This window comes from Chloroflexota bacterium (assembly GCA_040902225.1).
Lineage (GTDB): Bacteria > Chloroflexota > Limnocylindria > QHBO01 > QHBO01 > CF-167.
On sequence record JBBDXT010000005.1, the window covers coordinates 34,483 to 49,849 of the forward strand.

The window sequence follows — 15,367 nt, forward strand, 5'->3', positions numbered from 1 at the left end:
GCCGGGCGGCTGGTAGCATGTGGCGCGTGAAGCTGCTCGCCGCCGATGTCGGCAACACGAACATCACGCTCGGCCTCTTCACGGACGGCGAGCTGATCGGCTCATGGCGGTCCACTGCGCATGCGACCGCCACTCCGGACGAGGTCGCTGCCATGACCGCGGAGATGCTGGCTCTCGACGGCCACCGGCTGGATGAGCTGGGGGCGGTGGCGCTCGCATCCGTGGTGCCGCCACTGACGGATACCTTCGACCGCTTCGTTCGAACGCGCATCGGCCTTGAGCCGATGATGATCGACGCCGCTTCCCTGGCAGGAACGCTGAGCATCGAGATCGACCGGCCGGCGGAGGCCGGCGCCGATCGACTCTGCAACGCCCTCGCCGCGCGCAACGAGTTCGGCGGGCCGGCCATCGTCATCGACCTCGGCACGAGCACCAACTTCGACCTGCTCAGCGCCGACGGGGCATACATCGGTGGTGCTATTGCTCCGGGACTGGGGCTCTCGCTGGAGGCGCTGGTCGGTTACGCCAGCAAGCTGCCGCGAATCGAGCTGCGCCGCCCTCCACATGCGATCGGCTCGAACACCATCCACGCCATGCAGAGTGGTACGGTGCTCGGCTACATCGGCCTGGTGAGCGGCCTGCTGACCGCGCTGCGCGGCGAGCTGCTCGAGCGCTCGCCCGCCGACAGCCGGGTGACGGTCATCGCGACCGGTGGATACACCCACGAGCCGTGGCTGCGCGACGTGCCGGGCATCGACGCCATCGAGCCGGACCTGACGCTGCGTGGCATCCGCTACGGGTACGAGGCGATCCGCGGGGCCGACATCGCAACCAGCAGCTCCAGCGTCGGCAGCCCCGGGGCCGACCGATGACGGAGGATCGCGGCTCGCTCGCCGGGCGGCGCGTGGTGGTCGGCGTGGCGGGCAGCATCGCCGCCTACAAGGCCGTCTCCCTGGTCCGCCTGCTGGCCGAGCGTGGCGCGGTGGTGGACGTGGCCATGACGCCGGCGGCGAAGCAGTTTGTTACGGCGCTGACCTTCGCGTCGCTCACCCATCGCCGCGTCGTCGACGACGTGATGGCGCTCGACGCCGACTCGCAGATCGCCCACGTCGAGCTGGCGGAGGGGGCCGATGCCATCGTCATCGCGCCTGCCACAGCCAACCTGCTGGCCGAGCTCGCCGCCGGCAACGCTGGCAATGCGGTGACCGCCATCGCGCTCGCCAGCCGAGCTCCGCTGGTGGTGGCGCCGGCCATGGATGCCGGGATGTGGACTCACCCCGCCACGCAGCGCAACGTCGAGACGCTGCGCGGCTTTGGGCACCTGATCGTCGAGCCGGAGGTCGGCCCGCTGGCCAGCGGGCTGACGGGCGTGGGGCGCCTGGCCGAGCCAGACATGATCGTCGAGGCGGTCGAGCGTCTCTTCGCCCGTGCCGGCGACCTGGAAGGGCTGCAGGTCGTGGTGAGCGCCGGCGGCACGCGCGAGCCGATCGACCCGGTCCGGTTCATCGGCAACCGCAGCAGCGGCAAGATGGGCGTTGCCATTGCCGAGACGGCACGCGATCGCGGCGCGAGCGTGACATTGATTGCCGGCGTGATGAGCGTCCCGCCCCCGCGCGGCGTGAACGTGGTGGATGCCACCAGCGCGGCCACCATGCGGCAGGCCGTGCTGCGTGCGGCCTCAGGAGCCGATGTCCTGGTGATGGCCGCGGCCGTGGCCGATTTCGCGCCGAAGCGGGCCAGCAGCAGCAAGATCAAGCGCGGTGGCGGCGACCTGCAGATCGACCTGGTGGCGAACCCCGACATCATCGCCGAGGTGGGCGAGATGGCCGACGGGACGCGCCCCTTCCTGGTCGGCTTCGCCGCGGAGAGCGACGAGCTGGAGGCCAATGCGCGCAGCAAGCTGCGCGACAAGGGCCTGGACCTGATCGTCGGCAACAAGGTCGGGGGGCCGTTCGACGCCATCGGCTCGGACGAGAACAAGGTGATCGTCTTCGGCGCCGAGGGCGTGCTCAGCGACTGGCCGATGCTCCCCAAGCGCCAGGTCGCCGAACGGCTCTGGGACCTGATCGTGGACCGCTACCGCAAGGCTCACCCGCCGGAGCGCCCGGAGCGCCCGGCGCGCTCCCGTCGACGCTGATCGTGCAGGTGCTGCGCGGCGTCCCTGAGCTGCGTGCCGCGATCCTGGAGCGGCGCCTGGCCGGGGAGTCGGTCGGCTACGTCCCGACCATGGGGGTGCTGCACGACGGGCAGCTCTCGCTCGTGCGGCGCGCCAGTGCCGAGAACGGCTGCGTCGTCGTCAGCTCGTTCGTCAATCCGGGCGAGTTCCCGACCCTGGACGAGTCGAACCCGATGCGGCGAGACGAGCATCGGGACCTGGCGCTGCTGGAGCGAGAGGGGGCCAGCCTCGTCTTCATGCCGGAGGTCGCGAGCCTCTACCCACCCGACGACGTGACCCGCGTCAGCGTCGAGGGGCTGACCAGGCAGCTGGAGGGAGCCTCGCGGCCGGGCCACCTGGATGGGCTGACCACGGTGATGCTCAAGATGCTGAACCTGGTCGGACCGGCCAGCGTGTACCTGGGGCAACGTCACGCCCAGCAGATCGTGATCCTGCGGCGGATGATGCGTGACCTGTTCATGAACATCGAGCTGGTGATTTGCCCCACCGTTCGCGAGACGGACGGCCTGGCGCTGTCGAGCGCCAACGCCACGCTCTCGATCGAGGAGCGACATGCGGCGACCTGCCTCTTCGCCGCCCTGAGTGCCGCGCGAGCCGCCTACGACGCCGGCGAGCGTTCCGCGGAGGTGCTGCGGGCGCGGATGACCGAGCTGATCGCCGCCGAATCGATGGCGCGGCCCGACTACATCAGCGTCGCCGATGCGGCCAGCCTGGTCGAGCTGCAGCGCGTGACCGGCCCGGCGCTGGCGCTGGTCGCGGTCTGGATCGGCCGCACCCGGCTCACCGACAACATGCCGCTGGCGTGGGACGTGGCCTGAGGCGAAAAACGCGGCCACAAAGTACTAGTGACGTCGGGGGTCGGCTCCGTATGATGCTGGCTGTCACCGCGCGCACCGGTTTCGCCCGGTTGCGCCGGCGTACGAGGAGGCCGGCGAGTGCCCACGTCCGGCCTCCTTCCCTGTCCGGAGCCCAGACCTCAGCTCTTGGCGTCCCGGTGCGCCGCCTTCCAGGCTCGCTTGCTGGCCTGGTAGTTGGCCAGCGCCTCGGCTGAGTCCACGTCGCCCAGGGTCGGGTGCGTCGGCATCACGTCGTCGAGTCCGGGGAGGCGGATGCCAAACCGCTTGCCGAGGATCGCGATCAGCGATCGCGCCTTCATGTCGCCGATCGACGGCAGCGCCAGCAGCCGCGCCTTCAGATCCCGCCCGTCGCGCGCATCGGCCCAGACGCGGCTCGCATCGCCACCGTAGTTGTCGACCAGGTAAGCGCACAGCGCCTGCACCCGTCCTGCCATGGCACCCGGGAACCGATGCAGCGCGGGCCGCTGGCGAAAGGCTTCCTGGAGCGCCTCGGGATCCATGGCCGCGATCCGCGCGGCATCCAGGTGACCGATGCGGCGGCGCAGCTCCACCGGGCCGGAGAACGCCTTCTGCACCGAGACCTGTTGATCGAGAGCAAAGCCGATCAGCAGCGCCAGAGGCTCGCTGGCCAGCAGGCGGTCGGCCTCGTCGTCGCCGGTGAAGTACAGCCGATCGACGGCTGGCTGGGTGGCGGTCATGCGCGGCATGCTACCCCGACCGCGCCCGGGGCGGCTAGAGGTGCGCCAGGAAGTCGCCGATGTCGAGCGATGTGTCGACCAGCCGGATGATGGTCTCGATCTTGTCGGTGTCGGTGGGATGGGTCTTGACCAGGATCTCGTCGACCGCCTGGGCCGTCCGGTAGGTGTCGCTCTTGACGAGGTAGGTGAAGAGGCTCGCCGCCCGCAGGTCCGCCAGCATGGCGTCCCCCGGCAGAAAGCCCCCCGTCAGCACGATGCCGGTCACCTCTCCATCAGTCCCGGCATTCAGCTCGAGGGCCATCTGGATCATGTCCTCGCGATCTCCCGGGGTGATCAGCAGGGTGCGTTCGCGGATGAAGCCGGCGGCATGATCGGCCAGCATGGCGCCGATGGCCACATGGCCGATCGTTCGGCCCGGGGTCGCCTCGCCTGCGAGCAGCTCTCCGTCGAGGTGGGTGGCGATCAGCTCCAGCGAGGGGTTGGCGAGGAGGTCGCTGTACGGGATGCAGCCCAGCAGGTCGATCCCGTGCTGGGCCAGGCCGCGCCGCAGCACGTCGGGGAGATGGGGATGTGACTCGACATCCACCTTGTTCACCACCGCACCCGCCACCCGCACCCCGTCACGCGCGAAGAGCGCGTGGTTGAGCACGATCTCGTCGATCGGTCGTCCCACGCCTCCCTCGCTGACGATGACCACCGGCGCTTCGAGGAGGGACGCCACCCGCGCATTGGAGAGGCCGACCACTGCGCCGACCCCGGCGTGGCCGGTCCCCTCGATGACCAGCAGGTCCTTGTCGGCAGCGACCCGCGTCGCCGCCTCGGTGACGTCGCGCTCGAGGTCGTCCTCGATCCTGCCCATGACGTAGTCAGTGGTGAAATGGCGCGGCAGGGTCACCGGGCTCATGTCGTCGAGTGCGTCGGGGAGGTCGAAGACCGCCTTCATCAGCACCGCATCCTCGTCGGCGCGGGTCCCCTCCACCACCAGGTAGCGCTGGCCGACCGGCTTGATGAACCCGGTCTTCGACCCGCGCCCAATGATCGCGGCGGTAAGGCCCAGGGACGCGGTCGTCTTGCCCCGGTTCTGGCCGGTGGCCGCCACGAAGACCCGCTGGCCGGCCGTCACCCCCGCGGCTTGCCGCGCCGTTCGATCAGCTCGACCGCTTCCCGCAGCCGGGCCACCAGCTCCGGCTCGACCATCTCCGGCTCGAGATGCTCGCCAAGGCGCTCCATCACGTCGGCAGCCATGCTCAGCAGGACGTCGGCATCGGCGATGAAGAACTGCGGCTCGTTGTTGTAGCGGACCAGTGTCAGCCGGCCCTGCAGGGTCAGGCCGCCCTCGGCGTGGGTCAGCTGGGTGCCGAAGTTGTGCCCCTGGATGCCATCGGGGTTGTTCAGGAAGTTGAGGGCGTTGTCGATCGCCAGCCCGAACCGCGCGCGCCAGCCGACCAGGCGCTCGTGGACCTCGGGTGTCAGGCCGATCTCACCGACCTCGTCGAAGACCTCCCGCGTGACCGTCAACAGCCCCACCAGGGTGGAGCCGGCACGGCTGCCGAGCATCACCTGCAGGGAGCGCTCGAGCGTGAAGACGTCGCTGTCAAAGCGGGGCGAGGTCGTGACATCGGCGAGCAGGTCCTCGACATTGTCCAGCGCGCCCGCCTCGGCCAGGGCGTTGGCCAGGTTCAGGATCTCCTCGCGAAACAGGAAGCGCTCTTCGTGGTCGAGCATGCGCAGGAGTCTAGGGGTACAGGCCTCGCAGCGTCGTCGCCTCCGCCACCCGCGCCACGGCGACCATGTAGGCGGCGGTGCGCATGTCAACCGAACGGCGCTGGCTCATGGCATGCACGCTCTCGAAGGCCCGATCCATGATCTCGTGCAGGCTCTCGTTGATGCGCGACTCGGTCCAGAAGAAGGACTGCATGTCCTGCACCCACTCGAAGTAGCTGACCGTCACGCCGCCGGCGTTGCACAGGATGTCCGGGATCACGAAGACGCCGCGGTCATAGAGGATCCGATCGGCCTCCGGCGTGGTCGGGCCGTTGGCGGCCTCGGCCACGATGCGGGCGCTGATGCGGGGCGCGTTGTGCTCGGTGATCTGGTTCTCCAGCGCGGCGGGGACCAGGATCTCGCAGTCGAGCTCGAGGATCTCGGTGTTGCTCACCGAATCGGCGCCGGGGAAGCCGACGACCGTGCCGTGCTCGGCCTTCCAGGCGCTGACCCGCGCCGGATCGAGCCCCTTCGGGTTGTAGATGCCGCCGCTCGAGTCGCTGACCGCGACGACCAAGGCGCCCTCATCGGTGAGCAGGTCGGCCGCGATCGAGCCGGCGTTGCCGTAGCCCTGGATCGACACGCGGGCACCGATGAGCGGGATGTCCAGCGCCCGGCTCGCCTGGTTCAGGGTGTAAACCGCGCCGCGTGCGGTTGCCTCGTTGCGGCCCAGAGATCCGCCAATGGCGATCGGCTTGCCGGTGACCACGCCCGGTATGGTGTAGCCGCGGTGCATCGAGAAGGTGTCCATCATCCAGGCCATCACCTGCGCGTTGGTGTTGACATCGGGCGCCGGGATGTCGCGGTCCGGCCCGATCAGCGGGCTGATCTCGGTCGTGAAGCGACGGGTGAGCCCCTCCAGCTCGCGCAGCGAGAGCTGCTTGGGGTCGACGATGACGCCACCCTTGCCGCCGCCGTACGGGATGTTCACGACGGCGCACTTCCAGGTCATCCACATGGCCAGGGCGGCGACCTCGTCGCGGGTCACGTCCTGGTGGTAGCGGATGCCGCCCTTGGCGGGGCCACGGCTGACGTTGTGCTGGATGCGGAATCCGGTGAAGACCTCCACGTTGCCATCGTCCATGGTCACCGGGAAATTGACGGTGAGCTCCCGCTGTGGGACGCGGAGCACGCGACGCAGGCCTGGATCCAGGTCGAGCTGCTCGGCCGCGGCATCGAACTGCTCCTGGGCAACCGCCCAGATGTTCGGCGCCTCGGCGACCGGATTCGAACTTGCCATGGGTGCTGCCATGAGCCTCCAGTAGGTCGCGCTCCGACGCCTCCGCCGATGTTTGGCGCGGGAGCTGGCCCGAGCGCGGCGGCCCGATTATAGGGTTGGGTCAAGCGCCGGAGGTGCTCAGATCATCTCCACCGCGAGCGCCACCGCTCCCCCGCCGCCCAGGCACAACGTGGCCAGGCCGCGTCGACCGCCGCGCCGCCGCAGCTCGTAGAGCAGGGTCGTCAGGACCCGTGCGCCGGACGCGCCGATGGGGTGGCCGAGGGCGATGGCGCCGCCATTCACATTCACGCGATCCCAGTCGAATCCGAGCGCGTTGCCGTCGGCCAGCACCTGCGCCGCAAACGCCTCGTTGATCTCGATCAGGTCGAACTCGTCCAGGCGCAGGTCGAGCTTGGTGAGGAGCCGGCGGACGCCGTCGATCGGGGCCTCGAAGAGCCACTCCGGCGCGACATCGGCCTGGGCATAGCCGGTGATGCGGGCGATCGGCTTCAGGCCGTCACCTGCCACCGCCGCCTCCGAGGCCAGCACCAACGCCGCCGCTCCGTCGGTGATGCCCGGAGCGTTGCCGGCCGTGACGGTCCCACCGTCAGGCTGGAAGGCGGGCTTGAGCCGCGCCAGCGCCTCGAGCGAGGTGTCGGAGCGAGGGTTCTCGTCGGTGTCCACGACGGTGAGGCCTTTCTTGCCGTGCACCTCCACTGGGACGATCTCATCGGAGAAGCGGCCCTCGGCGATGGCCGCCAGGGCGCGCTCATGCGAGCGCACCGCGAACTCGTCCTGGGCGTCGCGCGTGACCTCGTGCTTTGCCGCGACACGCTCGGCGTGGACTCCCATGTGGACGTCGCAGATGGCGCACCAGAGGCCGTCGTGGACGGTCGCGTCGACCAGCTCGGCGTTGCCAAGCCGGTAGCCTGCTCGAGCACCCGGCAGCAGGTAGGGACCCAGGTTCATGTTCTCCATGCCGCCGGCCACGATCACCTCGGCGTCGCCGGCGCGGATCGAGGCAGCCCCGAGCATGACCGCCTTCAGGCCGGAGCCGCACACCTTGTTGATCGTGGTCGCTCCCACTCCGTTGGGGAGACCTGCCGCGAGCGCCGCCTGGCGGGCCGGCGCCTGGCCGGCACCGGCCTGGATGACATGGCCCATGAAGACCTCGTCAACGCGCTCAGGGGGGATCGCGGCCCGTTCGACCGCCGCACGGATGGCGACGGCTCCGAGCTGGGTGGCAGGTACGGTCGAGAGGCCGCCGCCGAACTTGCCGATCGGTGTCCTTGCGGCGGACAGGATGAAGACCTCGTTCATGCTGAAATGGTACCGCCGCAGGCTCGGATCGGCGCGGGACTACTCCTTCTCGTCCTCGCCGAAGAGGTGCGCCACCTTGTCCTCCCACTTGGCGACGACCACCCGTGTCTTGATCTTGAGCGACGGGGTGAGCTCGCCCTCCTCCTCGGAGAGCAGGCGCGGCAGCAGCGCCACACGACGCGGACGCTCGTAGATGGCAAAGCCGTCGAGCTTGGCCTTCACCTCGCCCTCCATCAGCTTCTGAACCGCCTTCTCGCCAACCAGCTGTTCGGGGGGTATCTCGGCCATGCCGTTGGCCGCTGCCCACGTCCCGAGCTGGTCGAAGTCGGGCACCAGCAGCACGCCGGTGTACGGCTGGTTGTCGCCCAGGATCAGCGCCTGCGCGATGTAGCGGCTGGTCAGGATCGCGATCTCCATCGGCGCCGGAGCCACGTTCTTGCCGTTGCCCAGCACGATGATGTTCTTGAGCCGGTCGGTGATCAGGACCCGCCCTTCGGAGTCGAGCTCGCCGATATCCCCGGTGTGGAACCAGCCATCGGCGTCGATGACGCGGGCAGTCTCCTCGGGCTGATTGTGGTAGCCCTTCATGACCTGGGGTCCCCTGGCCAGGATCTCGCCCGTGCCCGGGTCGATCCGGATCTGCGTCTCAGCGACCGGGCGACCGACAGTTCCGAACTTGAAGTCGCCGGGTCGGTTGATGGTCAGCAACGGAGCGGTCTCGGTCAGCCCGTACCCCTCCAGGATGAGCATTCCCATGGCGTAGAAGAACTCGCCGATCTCCTGCGACAGCGGGGCGCCGCCCGACACGAAGTAGCGAACGCGACCGCCGGTGCGCGCCGTGATCTTGTGGAAGACGAGCCGATCCGCGACCTTCAGCTGCAATCGCAGCCACGCCGAGTTCGGCCGGCCGGCGAGGTGGTTGGCGTACTTGGCGCGCCCCAGCCCCAGCGCCCAGCCGAAGATTCGCTGGCGCAGGGCCGGCCCGGCCTCCACCGTCGACAGGACCCGCGCGTAGAGGCGCTCGTAGAGGCGCGGTACGGCGACCATCACGGTCGGACGCACCTCAGCCATGTTGGCCGCCAGCCGCTCGATGGCGGGCTCGGCGTAGGCGATCGTGCAGCCGCGGCCCAGCGGCACGATCTGACCGGCCGCGCGCTCGGTCATGTGCGAGAGGGGCAGGAAGGAGAGGAACAGGTCGTTCTCGTTGAAGTCGACCGCCTGCACCCCGCCCTCGAAGTTGTGCAGGATGTTGCCGTGGGTGAGCACGACGCCCTTGGGGTTGGCGGTCGTCCCCGAGGTGTGGACGATCGTCGCCACCTTGTCACGGCCGTATCCGCGCCAGGTCTCCGACCACTCCCGGATCTCGCCCACATCGGCCGTGGCCAGGTCGAAGATGTCGTCGAAGCTGATCGCCCCGGCGGGGAGCCGGCCGCGGTCGTCGATCACGACCACGTGCTCGAGCGTCGGGCACTGCGCCCGCACCTGGTCGATCTTGGCAGCCTGCTGCAGGTTCTCCACGAAGATCAGGCGGGCCTCGACGTTGTTGATCACGAATGCGGCCTGGTTCGGCTCGACCGAGGGGTAGATCGGGCAGGTCACCGCGCCGAGCGAGAGGGAGCCCAGGTCGGCCGCCAGCCAGGCAGGGCGGGTGCGGCTCATGATGCAGACCCGATCGCCGTCGCGGATGCCGAGGTGCTTCAGGCCAAGCGCCACCTGCGTGATCCAGTCCCACGTCTGGCGATAGGTGGTGCTCGTCCACTCTACCGCCTCCTCCTCCGGCGGCCCTCCGACCTGTCGCTTCGTCTTGGGCAGCTTCCAGCGCAGCGCCTCCTTTTCCGGGTTGCGCATCATCGAGTTGTGGACCAACGACACGAGGCTGTCGGCGCGCAGCTCAGCCGGGATGTCGAGCGGCTCGATCTCGGTCTGCATCAGGCGCCGCGCGGGGGCGTCCACCATCTCATCGGTTGCCGTGGTCGTCATCGGTCGGACCTCCGCATATCCTCGATCAGCTGCTGCGCAATGATGAGCCGCTGAATCTGGTTGCTGCCCTCGTAGATCTGGGCTCCCTTGGCGTCGCGCATGAATCGCTCCACCGGGTTGTCGCGCGAGTATCCGGCACCCCCGTAGACCTGGACGGCGTCGGTCGTCACGCGCATGGCGGTGTCGCTGGCGAACATCTTGGCCATGCTGCTGGCCGCGTTGATCGAGCCTCCGGCGTCCCGCAGGCGCGCGGCACGCCAGGTCAGCAGGCGGGACGCGTCGACCGCCACCGCCGCGTCGGCCAGGATGGCCTGGATCATCTCCTGCTCGGCGATGGGGCGGCCGAACTGGGTGCGTTGCGAGGCGTAGCGAGTGGCGTGCTCGAGCGCTGCCCGGGCGAGGCCGGTGCAGGCTGCCGCGATGCTGATCCGTCCCGAGGCGAGCGAGCCGAGGGCCACCTTGAGGCCCTCCCCCTCCGCTCCCAGACGGTCGGCCTCCGGGACCAGGGCCTCTTCGAAGACAAGCTCGGCGGCGGGGGAATCGCGGATCCCCATCTTGCGTTCGTGGCTCCCGACCCGGAAGCCGGGCGTGTCGCTGCCCACCACGAACGCCGTCACCCCATCGCGACCACGCGAGTGGTCCACCGTGCCGAAGACCACGTAGACATCCGCCTCTCCCCCATTCGTGATCCATACCTTGGTGCCGGTGAGCGTGTAGCCGTCGTCGGTGCGCCGCGCGGAGAGCGACAGCGCTGCCGCATCCGAGCCCGCGCCCGGTTCTGTCAGGGCGAAGGCGCCGAGATGAGCGCCCGACGTCATGGGGGGAAGGAAGCGCGCCTTCTGCTCATCGGTCCCGTAGGAGTAGATGCAGAGCTGCGACAGAACGTGGACCGAGAGGCTGATCGCCATGCCCATGTCGGCCGCGGCGATCTCCTCGCAGGCCAGGGCCCACGCAAAGTAGGAGAGGCCGGCGCCGCCGAGCTCCTCCGGGTACGGGATCGCCGTCAGGCCCAGCTCACCCATCCGCGTGAAGAGCCCGCGGTCGTACCACTCCTCCTCGTCGCGCTTGGCAACCGTCGTCGCCAGCTCGCGCTGGGCGAACTCGCGGGCAGTGTCTCGAACCGAGCGCTCCTCCTCACTGAGGGCGAACGGATCCGGAACGGGCGTCGCGGTGCTTGTCATCAGCCGATCTTCGTCCCCCGCTCGTCGTACTGATAGAAGCCTCGACCCGTCTTCCGCCCCAGGTGGCCCGCGGCAACCATCTGGCGCAGGAGCGGGGCGGCGCGGAACTTGGGGTCGCCGAAGCCGCGATACAGCACGTCCAGGACGCTGAGCATCACGTCGTTGCCGATAAAGTCGCTCAGCTCCAGGGGGCCCATCGGGTGGTTGAGGCCGAGCTTCGCCCCGGCGTCGATGTGATCGGCGCTGCCAGTGCCGTCCATGAGGGCGAAGACCGCCTCGTTGATGAAGGGGCCGAGCATCCGGTTGACGATGAAGCCCGGATAGTCCTTCGACTCGATCACCGTCTTGCCGAGCTCCTCGGCGAAGGCGCGGGCCGCGGCCCGGGTGGCATCATCGGTCTCGAGCCCGCGGATGATCTCGATCAGGCCCATCACCGGCACCGGTGAGAAGAAGTGCAGGCCGATGAAGCGGCCGGGCCGGTCGGTCGCGGTGGCGAGGGAGGTGATGCTGATGCTGCTCGTGTTGCTGGCGAAGATGGCGTCCGCATCGGCTGCTGAGCTGAGGGCCTGCCACGTCTCACGCTTGACCGATTCGTCCTCGAAGACGGCCTCGATCACGATGTCGTGGCCGGCTGCGCCCTCCGCACCCGCGCCGGTCGCGATCCGGGACAGCACAGCGTCGGCATCTTCCTGCGTGAGCTTGCCCTTCTCGACCTGGCCGGCGAGGTTGCCCGCGATCCGGGACTTCCCCTTCTCGGCCAGTTCAGCCGTCCGATCGGCGAGGGTCACCTGCTTGCCCGCCGCCGCGCTCACCTGCCCGATGCCGTGTCCCATCAGGCCGGCGCCGATGACGAAGACCCGGTTGAGGCTCATGGCTGAGTAGCGTACCAGCACCGATAATCCCCCCGAACCATGACGCCTGCCCCTCGGCTAGGACTCCGCGTCCTCGGCGAGCAGCCTTTCGGCGGCTGTGATCGGGTCGAGCTCGCGCGTTGCCACCGACTGCACGGTCGCCTCCCAATCGGCGTGATGCGAACCACGGCCCATCGCCAGGTCGGCGAGCGCACGGCGCACCTGGTTCCGCGCGCGGGCGGTGGCCTGCTCCGGTGAACGCGCCGTGGAGCGGTGCGCCTCGATGGCGTCCGCCAGGACGGCAACTCCCTCCGCTTTGGTTGCGGTCGTGAGCATGATCGGCGGCTTGCGGCCGACACGACCCCCCGCGGTGGACAGCATCGCGCGCAGGTGGCGTGCGGCGAGATCGGCTCCCGGACGGTCGCCCTTGTTGACGACCAGCAGGTCGGCGACCTCGAGCAGGCCGGCCTTGATGGCCTGCACCTCATCCCCCATCTCCGGGACCTCGACCACGACCGTGGTCTCCGCCAGGCGCGCGATCTCGACCTCGCTCTGGCCGGCGCCGACCGTCTCGATCAGGATCGGGTCGTACCCGGCCGCGTCGAGGGCCGCGGCGGCCATCCAGGTTGCGGCCGCGATGCCACCCAGCTCGCCGCGGCTGGCCATCGAGCGCATGAAGACGTCGCGGTCCGCCGCATGACCCATCATCCGGATCCGGTCCCCCATGATCGCGCCGCCGGTGTAGGGCGACGATGGGTCCACGGCCACGATTCCCACCCGCCTGCCGCGGCCCCGCCATTCCTCGGTGAGCGCATTGACGAGGGTCGACTTGCCGCTCCCCGGTGGTCCGGTGATGCCCACCAGGTGTCCTCCGCGCCCGGCGGCGAAGAGCTCGGGCAGCAGGTCGCGCAGGCCGGGAGCGTCGTTCTCGATCGCGGTCAGCAGACGAGCCAGCGCAAGTCGCTCACCCGCCACGGCGCCGCGCAGCAGCCCCGCGAGGTCGGCCACGACCCTCAGGCGCGCCGGCGCGCGTGCTCGCGGAAGTAGCCCGCGATCTGGCCGATGCTGGTCCCCGGGCCGAAGATCTCACCGATCCCCGCCGCCTTCAGCTTGGTGACGTCGGCATCGGGAATGATTCCGCCGGCGGCGATCAGCACGTCGTCCATGCCACGTTCGCGGCTCAGCTCGACGACGCGCGGCAGCAGGGCCATGTGCGCCCCCGACAGGATCGACATGCCGATCACGTCCACGTCCTCCTGCTCGGCGGCGTCCACGATCATCTCCGGCGTCTGGCGCAGGCCGGTATAGATGACCTCGAAGCCCTCGTCGCGCAGGCCGCGCGCGAGCACCTTGGCGCCGCGGTCGTGGCCGTCGAGCCCCGGCTTGGCGATCAGGACGCGGATCGGGATGCTGCGGGCGTCATCCATGCGCGCCGATTCTAGCGTCCGCCCTCGCCACCTCGGCTGCGCGCCCGAGCTCGGTGACCGCTGCGGCGTTGCGCGGCCACAGGTGCACGATCGCATGCTCGATCCCGAGCTCGCGGTAGGCAGCGAGGGCTCGGCCGACCTCCTCCGTGCCACCGGAGATCGCAATCTCGGGTGGGCCCTCGTCGGCAGGCTGCTGCAGCGCGGGGAACGAGACGAAGAGGCCAGCGGTGAGCGTGATCTCGGCCGGATCACGACCCTCGGCGACGCCTGCCTCGTGGAGTCGCTTTATGAGGTCCTCGAGCTCCGCGGCCGCCTCACGTCGACCGTACCAGGCAGCGTTCCACGCGTCGGCGTTTCGGGCCACGAGACCCAGCATCCGTGGGCCCTCTCCGGCGATGAGGATCCGCGGTCCATTGGGACGCGGGCCGGACGGCAGCAGCTCCGCATCGGCACGGTGCCACCTGCCCTCGAACGTCACCTTGCCAATCCGCAGGAGGGGCAGCGCGATGTTGAGCCCCTCCTCGAAACGGCCCACCCGATGGTCGAACGGGTAGTCGAACGCGTCGAACTCCGGCTCGTGCCAGCCGCCGCCGAGCCCAAGGATGAGACGCCCGGCGGAGACCTCGTCCAGCGCGGTCGTCATCTTGGCTACCAGCGCGGGATTGCGGAATGGGAGCGCCAGCACCATCGGGCCGATCTGGACCCGCCGCGTGATGGCGGCCACGGCTGTCAGGATCGTCCAGCACTCGTGAATGCCATGTGACTCGCCATCCGAGCGGAAGATGAGGTGATCGGCACCCCAGATCGAGTCGAGCCCCGCCTCCTCGGCGGCAAGCGTCATCCCGCGCAGCTCCTCCCATGCCAGCGGCCGGCCGAGCTTCTCCTGCTCGCCGAGCGGCAGCATCAGCCCCATCTTCATTCGTCCCCCTGCGCGGCCAGCCGGTCGATCGTCGCCGCCATCGCGGCATCCTTGGCGGTCAGCCCATGCGATGCCTTCGTGGTCAGCTTGAACGTCACGCGCCGCCAGTTGATCTCGATGTCCGGATGATGATCGGCCTCTTCCGCGGCATCGGCCACGCGGTTGACGAGGGCGATCGCCGCGCGGAAGGTCGGGCACTCGACTGTCCGAATCAGCCAATCTCCCTGGCGGCGCCAGTCCGGGATGGCCTCGAGCGCTGCGGCGATCCCCGCGTCGGACAGGAGCGGTGCGTAGGGCATCGGCCTAGCGGTCTGACGAGCGACCGATGAAGGTCAGGAACTCGGACCGCGTGCGGGCATCGGCCCGGAAGGTGCCGAGCATGGAGCTGGTGACCATGGTCGCTTCCTGCTTTCGGACGCCGCGCATGACCGTGCACAGGTGCGTCGCCTCGACCACGCAGCCGACCCCCTTGGGATCGAGGCGCTCCATCAGGAAGCCCGCCACCTGCTGGGTCAGGCGTTCCTGCACCTGCAGCCGGTGCGCATACATGTCCACGACGCGCGGAATCTTCGACAGGCCGATGATCCGGCCGCGCGGCAGGTAGCCGACGTGCGCCTTGCCGAAGAAGGGCAGCATATGGTGCTCGCACAGCGAGAAGAACTCGATGTCGCGGACCACCACCATCTCGTCGTAGTCGACCTCGAAGGTGGCGCTGCTGAGGAGGGCCCCCGGATCGGTGTGATAGCCCTCGGTCAGCTCGGCATACATGCGCCGGACGCGGTCCGGGGTGCCGGACAGACCCGCGCGATCGGGATCTTCGCCCAGCTCCACGAGGAGGGTCCTGACCGCCTCCGGGATCTGGCTGCCGGGTGAGCGCTCGTCCATGACCGGCATGCTAGCAGGGCACCCGCGCGGGCTAGGCGAGGGGCATTGGCGGCGGTAGACTCAAACCGCGCCCGCCGAATCCGCACGGAC

Annotated in this window: 16 protein-coding genes; 3 read left to right on the plus strand and 13 right to left on the minus strand. The window is 69.4% G+C overall.

The features are described from left to right. Window positions 1-26: 26 nt before the first annotated feature. Genes WEB29_07830 through panC form a run of 3 tightly spaced genes read left to right on the plus strand, consistent with a single transcriptional unit; the run spans window position 27 to window position 2,994 of the window. A complete protein-coding gene (locus tag WEB29_07830; protein MEX2136843.1) occupies window positions 27-872 on the plus strand; it encodes a type III pantothenate kinase in 846 nt (281 codons plus the stop codon). Further along, a complete protein-coding gene (gene coaBC, locus WEB29_07835; GenBank protein MEX2136844.1) occupies window positions 869-2,137 on the plus strand; it encodes a bifunctional phosphopantothenoylcysteine decarboxylase/phosphopantothenate--cysteine ligase CoaBC in 1,269 nt (422 codons plus the stop codon). The genes WEB29_07830 and coaBC overlap by 4 nt, the downstream gene beginning before the upstream one ends. A gap of 2 nt (window positions 2,138-2,139) precedes the next feature. Then, the gene (gene panC, locus WEB29_07840; GenBank protein MEX2136845.1) at window positions 2,140-2,994 is read left to right on the plus strand and encodes a pantoate--beta-alanine ligase; all 855 of its coding nucleotides are present in this window, start codon (window positions 2,140-2,142) and stop codon (window positions 2,992-2,994) included. 158 nt (window positions 2,995-3,152) lie between these two features. On the opposite strand, the gene WEB29_07845 is transcribed toward panC, so the two are convergent. From WEB29_07845 to folE, 13 genes are all read right to left on the minus strand, one after another. Continuing rightward, the gene (locus WEB29_07845; GenBank protein MEX2136846.1) at window positions 3,153-3,731 is read right to left on the minus strand and encodes an HhH-GPD-type base excision DNA repair protein; all 579 of its coding nucleotides are present in this window, start codon (window positions 3,729-3,731) and stop codon (window positions 3,153-3,155) included. A gap of 34 nt (window positions 3,732-3,765) precedes the next feature. Beyond that, complete coding sequence (locus WEB29_07850; protein ID MEX2136847.1) at window positions 3,766-4,854, minus strand: AAA family ATPase; 1,089 nt, start codon at window positions 4,852-4,854, stop codon at window positions 3,766-3,768. Further along, the gene (locus WEB29_07855; protein ID MEX2136848.1) at window positions 4,851-5,456 is read right to left on the minus strand and encodes a hypothetical protein; all 606 of its coding nucleotides are present in this window, start codon (window positions 5,454-5,456) and stop codon (window positions 4,851-4,853) included. Before WEB29_07855 ends, WEB29_07850 begins: the two co-directional genes overlap by 4 nt. Before the next feature lie 10 nt (window positions 5,457-5,466). Beyond that, window positions 5,467-6,735 (minus strand): Glu/Leu/Phe/Val dehydrogenase, encoded by a 1,269-nt coding sequence (locus tag WEB29_07860; GenBank protein ID MEX2136849.1) that lies wholly within the window; start codon window positions 6,733-6,735, stop codon window positions 5,467-5,469. Between the two features lie 117 nt (window positions 6,736-6,852). After that, window positions 6,853-8,034 carry an acetyl-CoA C-acetyltransferase gene (locus WEB29_07865; GenBank protein MEX2136850.1) on the minus strand — a complete coding sequence of 394 codons (1,182 nt, stop codon included), beginning with the start codon at window positions 8,032-8,034 and terminating at the stop codon, window positions 6,853-6,855. A 39-nt stretch (window positions 8,035-8,073) separates the two neighbouring features. Further along, complete coding sequence (locus tag WEB29_07870) at window positions 8,074-10,014, minus strand: long-chain fatty acid--CoA ligase (GenBank protein MEX2136851.1); 1,941 nt, start codon at window positions 10,012-10,014, stop codon at window positions 8,074-8,076. Next, a complete protein-coding gene (locus WEB29_07875; GenBank protein MEX2136852.1) occupies window positions 10,011-11,195 on the minus strand; it encodes an acyl-CoA dehydrogenase family protein in 1,185 nt (394 codons plus the stop codon). Before WEB29_07875 ends, WEB29_07870 begins: the two co-directional genes overlap by 4 nt. Then, the gene (locus tag WEB29_07880) at window positions 11,195-12,067 is read right to left on the minus strand and encodes a 3-hydroxyacyl-CoA dehydrogenase NAD-binding domain-containing protein (protein MEX2136853.1); all 873 of its coding nucleotides are present in this window, start codon (window positions 12,065-12,067) and stop codon (window positions 11,195-11,197) included. The genes WEB29_07875 and WEB29_07880 overlap by 1 nt, the downstream gene beginning before the upstream one ends. A gap of 57 nt (window positions 12,068-12,124) precedes the next feature. Continuing rightward, window positions 12,125-13,054: a methylmalonyl Co-A mutase-associated GTPase MeaB gene (gene meaB / locus WEB29_07885; protein ID MEX2136854.1), complete on the minus strand. Its 930-nt coding sequence runs from the start codon at window positions 13,052-13,054 to the stop codon at window positions 12,125-12,127. 5 nt (window positions 13,055-13,059) lie between these two features. Then, window positions 13,060-13,473, minus strand: a complete 414-nt coding sequence (locus WEB29_07890) for a cobalamin B12-binding domain-containing protein (protein MEX2136855.1) — start codon at window positions 13,471-13,473, stop codon at window positions 13,060-13,062. Beyond that, window positions 13,466-14,392 (minus strand): LLM class flavin-dependent oxidoreductase, encoded by a 927-nt coding sequence (locus WEB29_07895; GenBank protein ID MEX2136856.1) that lies wholly within the window; start codon window positions 14,390-14,392, stop codon window positions 13,466-13,468. Before WEB29_07895 ends, WEB29_07890 begins: the two co-directional genes overlap by 8 nt. Then, on the minus strand, window positions 14,389-14,691 hold the full coding sequence (locus tag WEB29_07900) for a 4a-hydroxytetrahydrobiopterin dehydratase (GenBank protein ID MEX2136857.1): 303 nt from the start codon (window positions 14,689-14,691) through the stop codon (window positions 14,389-14,391). The genes WEB29_07895 and WEB29_07900 overlap by 4 nt, the downstream gene beginning before the upstream one ends. A gap of 4 nt (window positions 14,692-14,695) precedes the next feature. Further along, window positions 14,696-15,277: a GTP cyclohydrolase I FolE gene (folE, locus tag WEB29_07905; protein MEX2136858.1), complete on the minus strand. Its 582-nt coding sequence runs from the start codon at window positions 15,275-15,277 to the stop codon at window positions 14,696-14,698. Window positions 15,278-15,367 lie beyond the last annotated feature (90 nt).